The sequence below is a fragment of the Lederbergia ruris genome (assembly GCF_018332955.1).
Classification (GTDB): Bacteria; Bacillota; Bacilli; order Bacillales; family Bacillaceae_C; genus Lederbergia; species Lederbergia ruris.
In genome coordinates this window covers 85,657-97,665 of the sequence record NZ_BORB01000016.1, presented here as the reverse complement: position 1 = coordinate 97,665, position 12,009 = coordinate 85,657, and the positions used below count along the sequence as shown (strand labels likewise).

Here is a 12,009-nt window from a genome sequence, read left to right as displayed (position 1 = left end):
ATCCAATTTTATAATGAAGAACGTTACCAGGAGAAATTAAACAGCCTGACACCGTTGGAATATCGGTACCAGACTGTTGCGTAGATTTTTGTTTTTTTACTGTCTACTTGACAGGGTGCAGTTCAAACCCGTACGATGCTTTTTATTTGAAAAGACTCTGGATGAAATGTTGAGCAAATTGTTTAGCAGAGGCAAGATCTTCATCTTCTGGAAATAGTTCGATTAAGAAGTTGGGGAGAACGATTTCCGCTCCTGATTCGGATAATTTCTCTGCAAAGAGGGTAAGGGCTGCTCCATAAGTATTCGTATAATAAGAATCGCCAGAGCCAAAGACAGCAGCCATTTTACCAGTTAAATCCTCTTCATCCAGTTCCTCATAAAAATCCATAAATTCATCAGGAACTACACCACCATCCCAAGTATATGTCCCAATTAGAATACCGTCATATTCATGTAATTCCGCTGGGGTTGCCGCAAATGAATCTTTGACCGCAATCTCAATTTCATTATTTTGTTTCAGCTCTTCTATGATCGCCTCAGCCAACGCTTCTGTGCTGCCGGTTGAGCTTGTATATATAATTATAACCTTTTTCATTTACTCACTCTTTCTATGAAAGTAGAACGCGTATCAAAAGAAAAGATGAGGATGAATACAAGATCGAGCACTAGTATTTGTACTCCTCCCTATCTATTTTAGCAGATCTGGGCCTTTGAAATCGTGACAAACAGGTGAAAAGGAAGGATAAGTTTTAATCTAGTGCATTCGGGAATGATAGTAGTGATGATTTTTTTCTGAAGGAGTTGGTAAAAGTGGGAAGGAAAATCGCTACCGTCATAACAGATATGTTTGAGGACTCGGAATATACAAAGCCAGCTGCTGCTTTTAAAGAAGCTGGACATGAAGTGATTACGATTGAAAAGGAAGCAGGTAAAAAAATAGAGGGTAAAAATAAACAGGCAGAAGTAACCATTGATAAAGGAATTGATGAGGTGAAACCAGAGGAGTTTGATGCCTTATTTATTCCAGGGGGCTTTTCACCCGATCAGTTAAGGGCAGATGAACGTTTTGTTAAGTTTACGAAAGCCTTTATGGATGATAAAAAACCTGTTTTCGCAATCTGTCATGGTCCACAATTATTAATTACGGCAAAATCACTGGATGGCCGTGATGCAACAGGATATGTCTCGATAAAAGTGGATCTCGAGAATGCTGGAGTAAATTTCCATGATCAAGAGGTTGTGGTTTGTTCCAATCAGCTCGTGACAAGCCGTACACCAGATGATATACCTGCCTTTATCCGCGAATCACTAAATTTGCTATAATTTGTACCACCCCATAAAAAAAGATGCGAGGCCGCGCATCTTTTTTTATTTTTAACTCTTAAAACAGCTTATAATCATTATTTTCGAATGAATGTCTCATAGAAAAATCTAAATCTTATATAGGATCGATTGGAATTTCATGGTATGATGAAAAAAAAGAACGGATTTTGCCTATGAGAGTATTATTAATATTATTGTTTGCTTATTTATTAGGGAATATCTTAACTGGGCAAATGATCGCAAAAAGCTTGTATCGAAAAAATCTACATATAGAAGGAAGCGGTAATGTTGGAGCGAGGAATGCTGGCAGAGTTTTTGGGAGAACCGCTTTTGTCCTTACCTTTCTTGGAGATGCGGCAAAAGGGGGAATCGTGATCATTCTCGGTCGATATTTTGCTTTTTCTTCCAGTCTTCAGCTTGCGGTTTTATTCATGGTTGTGATAGGACATATCTTTCCGGTCTTTTTTCGTTTTCATGGAGGAAAAGGGATGTCCACCTTCATTGGAGGATTTCTGATGTTTAATCCTCTTTTATTCGGCTTATTTCTTTGCGTATTTCTCTGCTTTTATTTTTTTCTAAGAAGCTTTACAATCTCAGGTATGGTGGCGGTTGGATCGTATCCTATCATGATGATGTTCTATCCATACCCAATACAAGCGATTGTATACAGTATTTGTATCTCTGGCATGGTGTTATTCGCCCATCGGCAAAATATAAAAGGATATTTTCAAAAGAAAGATAAATAGAACGGCCATGAAGACTTCTATTGTTTTTAGGCTAAAGAATAAAATTTGGTTCTGCTACTGAGGGAAAATTTGGGAGAAGGGGACTATAGCTTATGAGCTTATTTTTTAAAATAGCTGATCACCCATCAGAATTTGAACAAATAGAAAAATTAAACTATCAAACATTTGTAGAGGAAATTCCACAACATGGAGAAAATCCTACGCAAAAGTTGCGTGATCGCTTTCATGATGAAAATACATATATTATTGGTTTGAAAAAGGAGCAAGTAATTGGCATGATTTGTGTTAGAAATCAGCGCCCTTTTTCTTTAGACCAAAAGATAGGAAAGGTGGAAGAACATCTTCCGGTACAGGTTGAAAATCTTTGTGAAATCAGACTTTTGGCCGTAGACCCGGCTTATCGGAATGGAAGGGTGTTCGTTGGATTAACACAGGCCCTTATTCGCTATTGTTTGAAGATGGGATATGATGCTGCGATTATTTCGGGAACAACGAGGCAACAAAAACTTTATAAACATCTAGGCTTTCAACCATTCGCCTATTTAACTGGGGATGAAAAGGCAGCTTTTCAGCCAATGTATTTAACAAAGGCCATTTTTGAAGCTTCCGATATTGGAAAAATATTAAAAGAACCCGTTAACTTCATGCCTGGCCCGGCCACGATTGTGGATGAAGTACAGTCTGCTTTTATAAGCAGTCCATATTCACACCGCTCCAAAGAGTTTGATCACCTGCTAACTTATGTCCAAGAGCAGCTTACAACATTAACAAAAGCTCCTTTTGTCCAGATTTTGCAAGGGACAGGGACATTAGCCAATGATGTTATTGCGGGACAGTTGTCATTATTGGATGGAAAAGGTTTGATTTTGATCAATGGAGAATTTGGCAATAGACTCATGGATCATGCGAGGCGTTGGCAACTCTCATTTGATCATTATGAAGTAGGGTGGGGAGAGGCTTTTCAGTATGACCAGATATCCCAGCTCGTCCAAGAGAAGAAATATCAATGGTTATGGGCCGTCCATTGCGAAACATCTACAGGTGTATTAAACAATCTAGAATCCTTAAAGGAAATTAGCCAAAAGCATAAAGTAAAACTTTGTTTGGATTGCGTCAGTTCTTTAGGGGCTGTGCCACTTAATTTAGAAGGAGTCACATTTGCTTCAGGTGTGAGCGGAAAAACACTAGGGAGTTATACAGGATTATCTTTTGTTTTTCACCAAGAAAAAGTTCAGCCAAGCTTATGTCTGCCACGTTATTTGGATTTAGGTTCCTATGTGGAAGCAAATGGTGTTCCTTATACACAATCATCCAATCTAGTCGAGGCACTTGCGCAAGCATTGAAAAAATATGAGCACCCAAACGAAGTATATGATCAAATCAAGAACCGATATGAGAAGATTAGAAAAGCATTGGAAGAAATGGATTGGAACGTATTAGCTCCTTGGGAACACGCTGCCCCCTTAATTATAACGATTGAGTTTTCGGAAGCAAAGAAAGCAAAAACGATTGGGGATAATCTTTTTTTAAACGGTTTCCTGCTCCATTATGAAAGTAGCTATTTACAAAAGAGGAATTGGTTACAAATTTCCTGTATGAATAAAATGTCGGAAAAAGATATAAAAAAGCTGCTTGAGACTTTGTCTAGATTCAGAGATAAAGAGAACATATCTAAATTAAGCAATCATTCTATCTAATGAAATTTGGGGGCAGAATCCATTCCTGCCCCTGTTTCTATTTAAAAGGAAGAAGCATAGGGTCTTTTGTTGACTACTTGCGAAGCCGTCCTAATTCCTCGGCTAATGCTTGCATTTCTCTTGGGCTAAAATTGTTTTTTCGCAAAACCATTTCATATATATCTCTTAATTCTTCAAATTCTTCCGAACCCATATCTGTATATTGGATCGCACTGGCATTGACCATTTTTATTTTTGTTACAATTTGATCGACCATGTATTCAATGTTTTCTGGTGTGTTTTGTGTTAAATCCATACGATTTCATCCTTTCCCTATGTAATCATTGTTCCTATCTTTTCACGACTCTTAAAAATTGTCAAATATCAGAAAGTCCAGTTATCTATCCAAGAAATCTCGGCCACAAAGCGACAAAGTTGAAAAGGATGTTTCGTTTTGCAGTGAAAAAGGTAAAATAACAGCAATGGATGGAACGGAGGCGGACAAGAATGCGAAAGAGAAAAATTAAAATACGCAAAAAATCTCAGAAGATTAGCAAGTTTATTAAACGGTTAATCACAAAGATTATGGATAATGATGTGACTGGGATGGCCGCACAACTAGCTTACTTTTTTCTGTTATCTTTATTCCCATTATTGATTTTTATCACAACTCTTTTGCCTTATACACCATTGAATCAGGATGATCTATTCAATATCATAAAAGGGTTTGCGCCTGAAGAGACATTTAATATGGTTCGTAAAACATTAGATGAGGTAATGGTCAATCGAAGTGGCGGCCTTTTATCGATCGGGATTATCGGCACGATTTGGTCTGCATCTAATGGAATGAATGGCCTGATGCGTTCTTTAAATCGTGCTTATAATGTGGAAGAGGGAAGACCGTTCATTTTAGCAAGAGGTTTGGCCATTATCTTAACGATAGCGATGATTTTTGTGTTTTTACTTGCATTATTGGTCCCAGTTTTCGGGAAACAATTAGGCATGTTTATGTTTTCCTATGTAGGCTATTCGAGCGAATTTTTACAGATTTGGGGACTTATTCGGTGGACCTTAACGCCGATTATCTTATTCATTGTATTTTTCATCATTTACCTGCTAGCGCCGAGTACAAAGGTGAGATTTAAGACAGCCGCTCCAGGAGCGTTATTTGCTAGTCTTGGTTGGATTATCGTTTCTTTCGGTTTTTCCTACTATGTATCTGAATTCGGAAACTACACATCTACATATGGAAGCCTAGGGGCGATAATCGTTCTGATGTTATGGTTCTATCTTTCCGCGATTATTATCATGGTGGGAGGAGAGCTGAACTCTTTAATAGGTGAAAAAAATGAACAGTAAATAATACGGATGAAAGACTATTTGCATCTAGGTAGGAACGGAGAATTTTTTTATTAGAATATGGAATTATAAATAAGAGTCGTATTTCGATCGAGCTTAAGCGCCTTGGTAAACTAGGCGCTTAAGCTTTTCATAGGAGGATTTAGCGATCATGAATAGAATATTTCTAATTATGTTGATCATCGGAATACCTCTGTCCGTCATTGGAGGTATGCTTCATTTTCCGACCATTTTAATGTTCGTTATTTATTGTTTAACAATTATTGCTTTAGCTAGTTTTATGGGAAGGGCAACGGAAAGCTTAACCCTTGTAGTAGGTCCGAGAATAGGCGGACTATTGAATGCAACATTTGGCAATGCAGTCGAATTAATCATCTCGATTTTTTCATTAAAAGCTGGCCTTATAGGGGTAGTCCTTGCCTCCTTAACAGGTTCTGTGATTGGAAATTTATTGCTGGTTGGCGGACTATCCTTTTTTATAGGTGGTCTAAAATTCAAAGTCCAGAAATTTAATGTGTTTGATGCAAGACATAACTCTGGTTTACTAATGTTTGCAGTCATTGTGGCCTTTGTCATTCCAGAAATGTTTAGTCGCAATTTAACTGAAGCCAAAACGATGACGTTAAGTGCAGGAATTGCGATCATTTTAATTCTATTATACATCGCTGCTTTATTATTCAAGCTTGTTACCCATCGTGGTGTGTATCATACGAAGGAATCGGAAGAAAACATCGAGACAGAAGAGCCAGAATGGAGTAAAGGAAAAGCCATTCTGATTTTGGCGTTGGCTACTCTTGTTGTTGCCTACATCTCGGAAAAGCTTGTCCATACTTTCGAAACGGTAGGAGAGCAAATGGGTTGGACGGAACTCTTTATTGGGGTTATTATTGTCGCGATTGTTGGGAATGCAGCGGAACATGCTTCCGCCGTTTTAATGGCCTTTAAAGATAAAATGGATGTCGCCGTCGAAATTGCGGTCGGTTCTACTTTACAAGTCGCCATGTTTGTCGCACCGATTTTAGTGTTAATCTCGTTATTTTACTCCCAATCCATGCCACTTGTTTTTACCATTCCAGAAATTGTGGCGATGGTGACAGCTGTCCTGCTTAATATTGTAATATCGAATGACGGCGAATCGAATTGGTTTGAGGGAGCGACCCTAGTTGCCGCCTATTTAATCATGGGTCTTGGTTTTTATTTATTATAATCATGGATAAACCAAAGGCTTTCTGAAAAACATAAAGGCAAACAACGAAATATAGAAAGGGGTTTGCCTTTATGTTAAAATACTCTTTAATTTTTGGACTGGCATTTTCCTTAATATTAAGTAGCCCAGGCTCTTATACATTAGCGAAAGAACAGGCCAGTAAAAACGCGATCGAATTACCTTCTTCTGTCATTAATATTGAAAAGGAAAACACAAATCCAAATCAAAATGAAGATTTACCGCAATTAAAACCGAGTGGATTTACAAAAGAATTACTGGAATCCTCAAATGAACCGATTGAAAATCCGTACTTAATTAAAATACTGAATGAATCATCCATTAACAAATCTCCTTTTGCCCTTGGGATGCGGGCAACTATTTTTATGGGAACATTTCCACTGAATTATCAATCTGAACAGTCGTCTCCAAATTGGCAGTACCAAAAAGTGAATACGAATACGTATGATAATAGTTCAGGAAATGCAAACCAACAAATGAGTTATACCCAACAAATCCAGAAAAGAATAAAAGGCGGATTAACGTCAAAACTTGAACAAGCTGATGATGTGCAAAACATGATCTTATTAAAAGCCAGAGAAAAAACGAAGCTCCCTTTAAGTTTAGAAACAATGGTTGGCGCAGGAACCAAACACCATCAGGTCTATAATGTAAATCCCAAAAAAGTAGGCCACTTAGACGCCTATGTACCCGCCATTGTGGAAAAAGGCGAAGTTACTTATGGAGAGGTGTATGTTGTCATTCGCGGGATGAAACGCGAAATTGTTGTAAAAAATGTCACCTCGCAAAAAATAGGCGCATGGCTCCCAATCCAAGATCATCTGTATTTCACCTTTCAGGTAACACCTTAAGTGAATGGTTCTTTTTGTCATACATGAATGAGAACAAAAGGAAAAAGCTATGAAAAAGGTGGAAAGGAGAAAAAAATGAAAAAAGTGATAAGGATCGGCTTTGTCTTTTTCCTGCTTTTTGGATTCGTTGGTTCCGCATCGGCGATTTCAAATAAAGCGATTCATTGGGGATTTAAGAAAGCGACGAATGGTGAGCAAGCAGATGCTGGGCAGGAATATGAAGCCCTACTTGAAAAATATGGCGCTTTTTACAAAGGAAGCCCCGATGATAAAAGCTTATATTTAACCTTTGATAATGGGTATGAAAATGGTTATACGAAGCAAGTTCTCGATGTATTGAAAAAAGAAAAAGTGCCGGCAGCCTTTTTTGTTACGGGGCATTATTTAAGAACAGCCCCTGATCTCACAAAACGAATGGTGAACGAAGGGCATATTGTCGGCAACCACTCTTGGAGCCATCCAGATTTAACGCAAATGAGTGTCCCGAAAATTAAACAAGAATTAAATAAAGTAAAAAAAGAAACCGAGCGAATCACTGAGCAAAAAGGAATGCAATATTTACGACCACCAAGAGGGGTTTTAAGTGAACGTACATTGAAGGTGGCCCAAGAAGCAGGCTATACTCATGTATTATGGTCACTTGCTTATAAAGATTGGGAAGTAAACCACCAAAAAGGTTGGAAGTATGCGTATGACCAGATATTAGCACAAGTCCATCCAGGAGCGGTTTTGCTTCTTCACTCCGTTTCAAAGGACAATGCGGAAGCTCTTGAAAAAGTCATTCAAGACTTAAAAAAGCAAGGCTACACCTTCAAAAGCTTGGACGATTTCGTCATGAAAGAACAAATAAAAAACCCTGCCCTTACGATGTAAGGGGCAATTTCACCGGGCTATCCAAGATTTGGATGGCCTTTTTAATATATAGATCCGGTCGAACTGTGCGGTCTTTCTTATGCTATACTAAAGAAAATATTTATCTTTGGGGTTTTGTTCATGTGGAAAGAAAAAATTGAGATTCCCGGTCCTTATAATTTTGATTTAGGTTTAAGCCGATTAGAAATGGATCCACTAAATAAACTAAATCGAGCGGAAAGATTGATCCGAGTGCCGATTTATGGAGAAGAGCCTGAAGTAGCGACTGTACAAGCGATTGGTACAACGGACAAGCCCATATTTATTGTAAGTGGACATCAAGAAAAAACAAAAGAAATAGTGTTAAACCAAATTATTACGATATTTCAATGGAACATTTCGTTACAAGATATCCATGCACATTTTTTAAAAACATCTTTAAAAGATATCTTTATCTTACATCGGGGAACACCGATTATATTGGATTTTGCTCCCTATACAACTTTAGTAAAAGCGATGATCCACCAGCAAATACATATGAAATTTGCCATTCGTTTAACAACGGAATTTGTGCAAAAGTTTGGTTTTCAAATTGATGGGGTGCCCTTCTACCCAACTCCCGAGACAATCGCACAATTGGAGCCTGAGGCGTTAAGAGATTTAAAATTCAGTCAAAGAAAAGCGGAATACGTGATAGGCTTAGGACAGAAAATCGCAAATAAAGAACTAAATTTAGCGGAATTGGCCAAGCTTCCGGATGAAGAGATAAAGAAAGAGTTAGTAAAAATTCGCGGTATTGGTCCTTGGACAGCCCAATCTTTCTTGCTCTCGTCTTTAGGGAGACCAAATCTTTTTCCGATGGCGGACATCGGCATTCAAAATGCAATTAAAAAGTTATTTGCTCTTGAGCAAAAACCGACGATGGACAAAATGTTGGAGTATAGCCGCGAATGGGAGCCGTATTTAAGTTATGCCACCCTCTATTTATGGCGAAGTATTGAACCGCATTAGTAAGGGGATATAATATGTTGAAAAGTAAAGAAAACACTGTGAATAAGAGTAGTAAGGAGCTTAAGTTGTTCAGAGAGCTATCGGTTGCTGAGAAGGTAGTCAACAAAAACTCCCGAAGTCGCTTATGAGTGGTTAGACTGAAGTTGTGTAGGTCTAAACGGATAGATTTCGTTAACATGTAATAAGAAGGTTTGTCATTTCTTGGCAAATTAATTAGAGTGGTACCACGTTGGGTTCAGCCTATCGTCTCTATAGAGACGATAGGCTTTTTATATTTAAATAAGGGTTAATTTAGTAGGTATTTTAAAACTAAAATTAAATTCGGAGGGACATTTTATGAAGTACAATAGAATAAAAAAGACAATTCTTACTGACAGATTGAATTTGAGGATTTTTGAAAAAAGTGACGCAGAAACTGTTCAAGCATTATGTAATAATTTTAATATTTATAAAAGTACACTTTACTTACCATATCCATATTCTTTAAACGATGCCTTAGTATGGATAGAAAACCACCAGAAAAATTTCGATGAAGATCGTTCATATGAATTTGCAATTACAGATAGAATAAGTGGAAATTTATATGGTGCTATTTCATTATCAAACAATCAAAAGTTTAATAATGGGGAAATTGCCTATTGGATTGGTGAGGAATACTGGGGAAAAGGTTACGGTACAGAAGCCGCAAAAGCAATAATAGATTTTGCATTTAAGGAGAAAGAATTACATAAAGTATTCGCACGTTATTTCAAATCCAACCCTGCCTCTGGAAGAATTATGCAAAAAGTAGGAATGGTTCAAGAAGGATTATTAAAAGACCAGGTAGTAAAAGATGGTAAGTATGAAGACTTAATTTATTTCGGAATAATAAATCCTTATGATATTAGAGAAACAAATACTATGTAGGATATCCTTATATGCTTAAGCCGATTGTCAATTTAAAATTTAGTTTCTAAATGGAGTCTGTCCCTCACTACGAAAAAGCTTACAGTGCTGGGGACAGACACCTGGAAATGCAGGCATGAATAAATTATTGAGTAAATAGTCACAATGCGATATAATATGACTATAAAAAATAACAATTGAAAGAGGCGATACTATGGGATCTGCAATAAGACCGTCAGCAGATTTAAGAAATCATTATAATGAAATCTCAAAGCAGTGCAAAGAGTCAAGAGATGCAGTTATTATTACCGTAAATGGGCGAGGCGATACCGCAGTTCTTGGATTACAGGATTACTATCAGATGAAATCAGAGCTGGAATTACTGCGAACACTTGCAGAAGCTGAGGACGATGTGAAAAATGGGCGAGTCGCACCTATGCAGAATTCATTTGATGATATTCGTGGATCGTTACTCGAAAGGAAAAAAGATGAGGTATAAAATATTACGAACGGATAAGGCAGAGGATCAACTTCGTGACATCATATATTATATTGCAGATGATTCAAGAGATGTTAATATTGCACTTGGGTACTTGGAAAGAATAGAAACTGCGATCAATCGTCTTCAGGACTTCCCGGAGTCAGGAAGTATACCGAGATATTCGATTTTAAAAAAGCAGGGATATAGAGTAGTAATTGTTGAAAAACATCTTGTCTTTTATAAGATAAATGAGGCAGATAAGACTGTTATTATTTATGCTATTGTTGATGGAAGAAGAGAATATCGCAACTTAATATAATAGGTGAAAATTCAATCAACAGGGAAATTTCTTTTCCACTGATACTAGAATATCAGCATCAGGAGTGGAGAAAACCGAATAATCCCATAACGATTGGCGATGTTGTTAGGTGAATATGAAAAGACAACATCGGTCAATTGTCGTTTATGCGTATGAGCAGGCTTTGGCAAAAAAGCAACTCGCCAATGCGTTTACATGCAGCTTGATTTTTTAAAAATTCAAGCGTGAGAAACAGGATAAGACTACCCTTTTTTACAGGATAGGAAAGTATAAATTTTGTCTAATGCATGATCTAGCTCCAGCGCCCAGCGGCTAGCAAATTTATGTCTTCTTCCTACGATAAGTCAACATCGGTTCGTCCTTCGTCCTCACCGTGTTTCCTTTATCTCTTCAGAAGCCTTTAAATTTGTACGCCGCTAAACGGGCGCTTGCGCTTTTCTTAGGATGAAATTTAAAAAATGCATGAATCAAGTGAGTTATTATATTTATGGAAATGGTCCGTTTGTCTATTATATGAAGCAAGAGTTTGAGAAGTTGAGTGAAATTGCCTATCATCGTGGTGAAGAACGGGGTCGATTTTTCATCATAGAAGTAGATACGGCGACTTTTGATGAGAGGATAATTTTTGAAAAAAACATCAATTCACATGAAGATCATTTTTTAGGACTTCATTCAGCGGATACTTCAGATTCGAGTTTTTACTATGAAATAGATTCTTTCTTCTTGGATAAAAAGAATGTTTATTTTATCGAATCAGACAAGATAAGGTGGGTAAATAGATTGACAGGCAAAGCAAATGTCATCATTCATGCACCGCTATTAACAAGTGTCGCTTTCGACGGTCAGTATTTTTTTATTTTAATGAAAAATACCAAGTTGTTAAGTATGATATGAAGACGGATTCGGACACAGTTCTTCCCGATATCGTCACAACGTATTTTGTTTTGACAGACGCAGAATTGCTCTTTTTGAATCGTAAAGACCAATACAAAATCTATACCATGAATTTGGAGGATTTTACTATTCGAAAATCACGGATAAATCTGTATTGAGTTTTACTTACGACGATCAATATATTTTTTATGAGGATAGGAACGATGTTAAGAAGTACCGGATTGATAGGGATGGAGAAAATGATACGCTCATCTCAGAGTAGTCTCTCGTATTACAGGTAAGAGGGGAATGTCCTAATAGCCTATTCAACAATTGCGCGATTAATTGAACAAATTGTTGACAATAGAAAACGATATTGCTATGATTTTTTAAAACCGTAGATGAGGG

The 12,009-nt window shown here is 37.3% G+C and carries 14 protein-coding genes and 1 other annotated feature; of the genes, 12 read left to right on the top strand and 2 right to left on the bottom strand.

All coding sequences use genetic code 11. The features are described from left to right. Positions 1-142 precede the first annotated feature (142 nt). Positions 143-595 carry a flavodoxin gene (locus KI363_RS11105; protein ID WP_212966337.1) on the bottom strand — a complete coding sequence of 151 codons (453 nt, stop codon included), beginning with the start codon at positions 593-595 and terminating at the stop codon, positions 143-145. A 215-nt stretch (positions 596-810) separates the two neighbouring features. On the opposite strand from KI363_RS11105, the gene KI363_RS11100 reads away from it, so the two are divergent. From KI363_RS11100 to KI363_RS11090, 3 genes are all read left to right on the top strand, one after another. Beyond that, a complete protein-coding gene (locus KI363_RS11100) occupies positions 811-1,323 on the top strand; it encodes a type 1 glutamine amidotransferase domain-containing protein (RefSeq protein WP_212966336.1) in 513 nt (170 codons plus the stop codon). Positions 1,324-1,496: 173 nt separating this feature from the next. Further along, positions 1,497-2,069: a glycerol-3-phosphate acyltransferase gene (locus tag KI363_RS11095; RefSeq protein WP_212966335.1), complete on the top strand. Its 573-nt coding sequence runs from the start codon at positions 1,497-1,499 to the stop codon at positions 2,067-2,069. A 92-nt stretch (positions 2,070-2,161) separates the two neighbouring features. Beyond that, the gene (locus KI363_RS11090) at positions 2,162-3,766 is read left to right on the top strand and encodes a GNAT family N-acetyltransferase (RefSeq protein WP_212966334.1); all 1,605 of its coding nucleotides are present in this window, start codon (positions 2,162-2,164) and stop codon (positions 3,764-3,766) included. Between the two features lie 73 nt (positions 3,767-3,839). Here KI363_RS11090 and KI363_RS11085 read toward each other — a convergent pair whose 3' ends face one another. Continuing rightward, entirely contained in the window at positions 3,840-4,061 is a 222-nt protein-coding gene (locus KI363_RS11085; RefSeq protein ID WP_158321903.1) for a DUF1128 domain-containing protein, read from the bottom strand. Between the two features lie 191 nt (positions 4,062-4,252). Here KI363_RS11085 and KI363_RS11080 point away from each other — a divergent pair, with 191 nt between their 5' ends. The 9 genes from KI363_RS11080 to KI363_RS11040 all read left to right on the top strand — a co-directional run bounded on the left by KI363_RS11080 (position 4,253) and on the right by KI363_RS11040 (position 11,622). Then, positions 4,253-5,104 carry a YihY/virulence factor BrkB family protein gene (locus tag KI363_RS11080; RefSeq protein ID WP_212966333.1) on the top strand — a complete coding sequence of 284 codons (852 nt, stop codon included), beginning with the start codon at positions 4,253-4,255 and terminating at the stop codon, positions 5,102-5,104. 151 nt (positions 5,105-5,255) lie between these two features. After that, on the top strand, positions 5,256-6,311 hold the full coding sequence (gene cax / locus KI363_RS11075) for a calcium/proton exchanger (RefSeq protein ID WP_212966332.1): 1,056 nt from the start codon (positions 5,256-5,258) through the stop codon (positions 6,309-6,311). Between the two features lie 71 nt (positions 6,312-6,382). After that, positions 6,383-7,180 carry a YfkD famly protein gene (locus KI363_RS11070; protein WP_212966331.1) on the top strand — a complete coding sequence of 266 codons (798 nt, stop codon included), beginning with the start codon at positions 6,383-6,385 and terminating at the stop codon, positions 7,178-7,180. 75 nt (positions 7,181-7,255) lie between these two features. Then, on the top strand, positions 7,256-8,053 hold the full coding sequence (gene pdaA, locus KI363_RS11065) for a delta-lactam-biosynthetic de-N-acetylase (RefSeq protein ID WP_158321899.1): 798 nt from the start codon (positions 7,256-7,258) through the stop codon (positions 8,051-8,053). Between the two features lie 120 nt (positions 8,054-8,173). Continuing rightward, the gene (locus KI363_RS11060) at positions 8,174-9,043 is read left to right on the top strand and encodes a DNA-3-methyladenine glycosylase family protein (protein ID WP_212966330.1); all 870 of its coding nucleotides are present in this window, start codon (positions 8,174-8,176) and stop codon (positions 9,041-9,043) included. 29 nt (positions 9,044-9,072) lie between these two features. Continuing rightward, positions 9,073-9,297 (top strand) — a binding site (T-box leader). Positions 9,298-9,379: 82 nt separating this feature from the next. Continuing rightward, positions 9,380-9,949, top strand: coding sequence for a GNAT family N-acetyltransferase (locus KI363_RS11055; RefSeq protein WP_158321897.1), 570 nt, complete (start codon positions 9,380-9,382; stop codon positions 9,947-9,949). Between the two features lie 193 nt (positions 9,950-10,142). Beyond that, complete coding sequence (locus KI363_RS11050; protein ID WP_158321896.1) at positions 10,143-10,427, top strand: type II toxin-antitoxin system prevent-host-death family antitoxin; 285 nt, start codon at positions 10,143-10,145, stop codon at positions 10,425-10,427. After that, a complete protein-coding gene (locus tag KI363_RS11045; protein ID WP_212966329.1) occupies positions 10,390-10,728 on the top strand; it encodes a type II toxin-antitoxin system RelE/ParE family toxin in 339 nt (112 codons plus the stop codon). Before KI363_RS11050 ends, KI363_RS11045 begins: the two co-directional genes overlap by 38 nt. 471 nt (positions 10,729-11,199) lie before the next feature. Continuing rightward, the gene (locus KI363_RS11040) at positions 11,200-11,622 is read left to right on the top strand and encodes a hypothetical protein (protein ID WP_212966328.1); all 423 of its coding nucleotides are present in this window, start codon (positions 11,200-11,202) and stop codon (positions 11,620-11,622) included. Positions 11,623-12,009 lie beyond the last annotated feature (387 nt).

Excerpts from the sequence above, each read along its gene's own strand:
- KI363_RS11105 (WP_212966337.1), bottom strand. The coding sequence starts at position 595 with ATGAAAAAGGTTATAATTATATATACAAGCTCAACCGGCAGCACAGAA.
- KI363_RS11095 (WP_212966335.1), top strand. The coding sequence starts at position 1,497 with ATGAGAGTATTATTAATATTATTGTTTGCTTATTTATTAGGGAATATC.
- KI363_RS11090 (WP_212966334.1), top strand. The coding sequence starts at position 2,162 with ATGAGCTTATTTTTTAAAATAGCTGATCACCCATCAGAATTTGAACAA.
- KI363_RS11085 (WP_158321903.1), bottom strand. The coding sequence starts at position 4,061 with ATGGATTTAACACAAAACACACCAGAAAACATTGAATACATGGTCGAT.
- KI363_RS11080 (WP_212966333.1), top strand. The coding sequence starts at position 4,253 with ATGCGAAAGAGAAAAATTAAAATACGCAAAAAATCTCAGAAGATTAGC.
- cax (WP_212966332.1), top strand. The coding sequence starts at position 5,256 with ATGAATAGAATATTTCTAATTATGTTGATCATCGGAATACCTCTGTCC.
- KI363_RS11070 (WP_212966331.1), top strand. The coding sequence starts at position 6,383 with ATGTTAAAATACTCTTTAATTTTTGGACTGGCATTTTCCTTAATATTA.
- pdaA (WP_158321899.1), top strand. The coding sequence starts at position 7,256 with ATGAAAAAAGTGATAAGGATCGGCTTTGTCTTTTTCCTGCTTTTTGGA.
- KI363_RS11060 (WP_212966330.1), top strand. The coding sequence starts at position 8,174 with ATGTGGAAAGAAAAAATTGAGATTCCCGGTCCTTATAATTTTGATTTA.
- KI363_RS11055 (WP_158321897.1), top strand. The coding sequence starts at position 9,380 with ATGAAGTACAATAGAATAAAAAAGACAATTCTTACTGACAGATTGAAT.
- KI363_RS11050 (WP_158321896.1), top strand. The coding sequence starts at position 10,143 with ATGGGATCTGCAATAAGACCGTCAGCAGATTTAAGAAATCATTATAAT.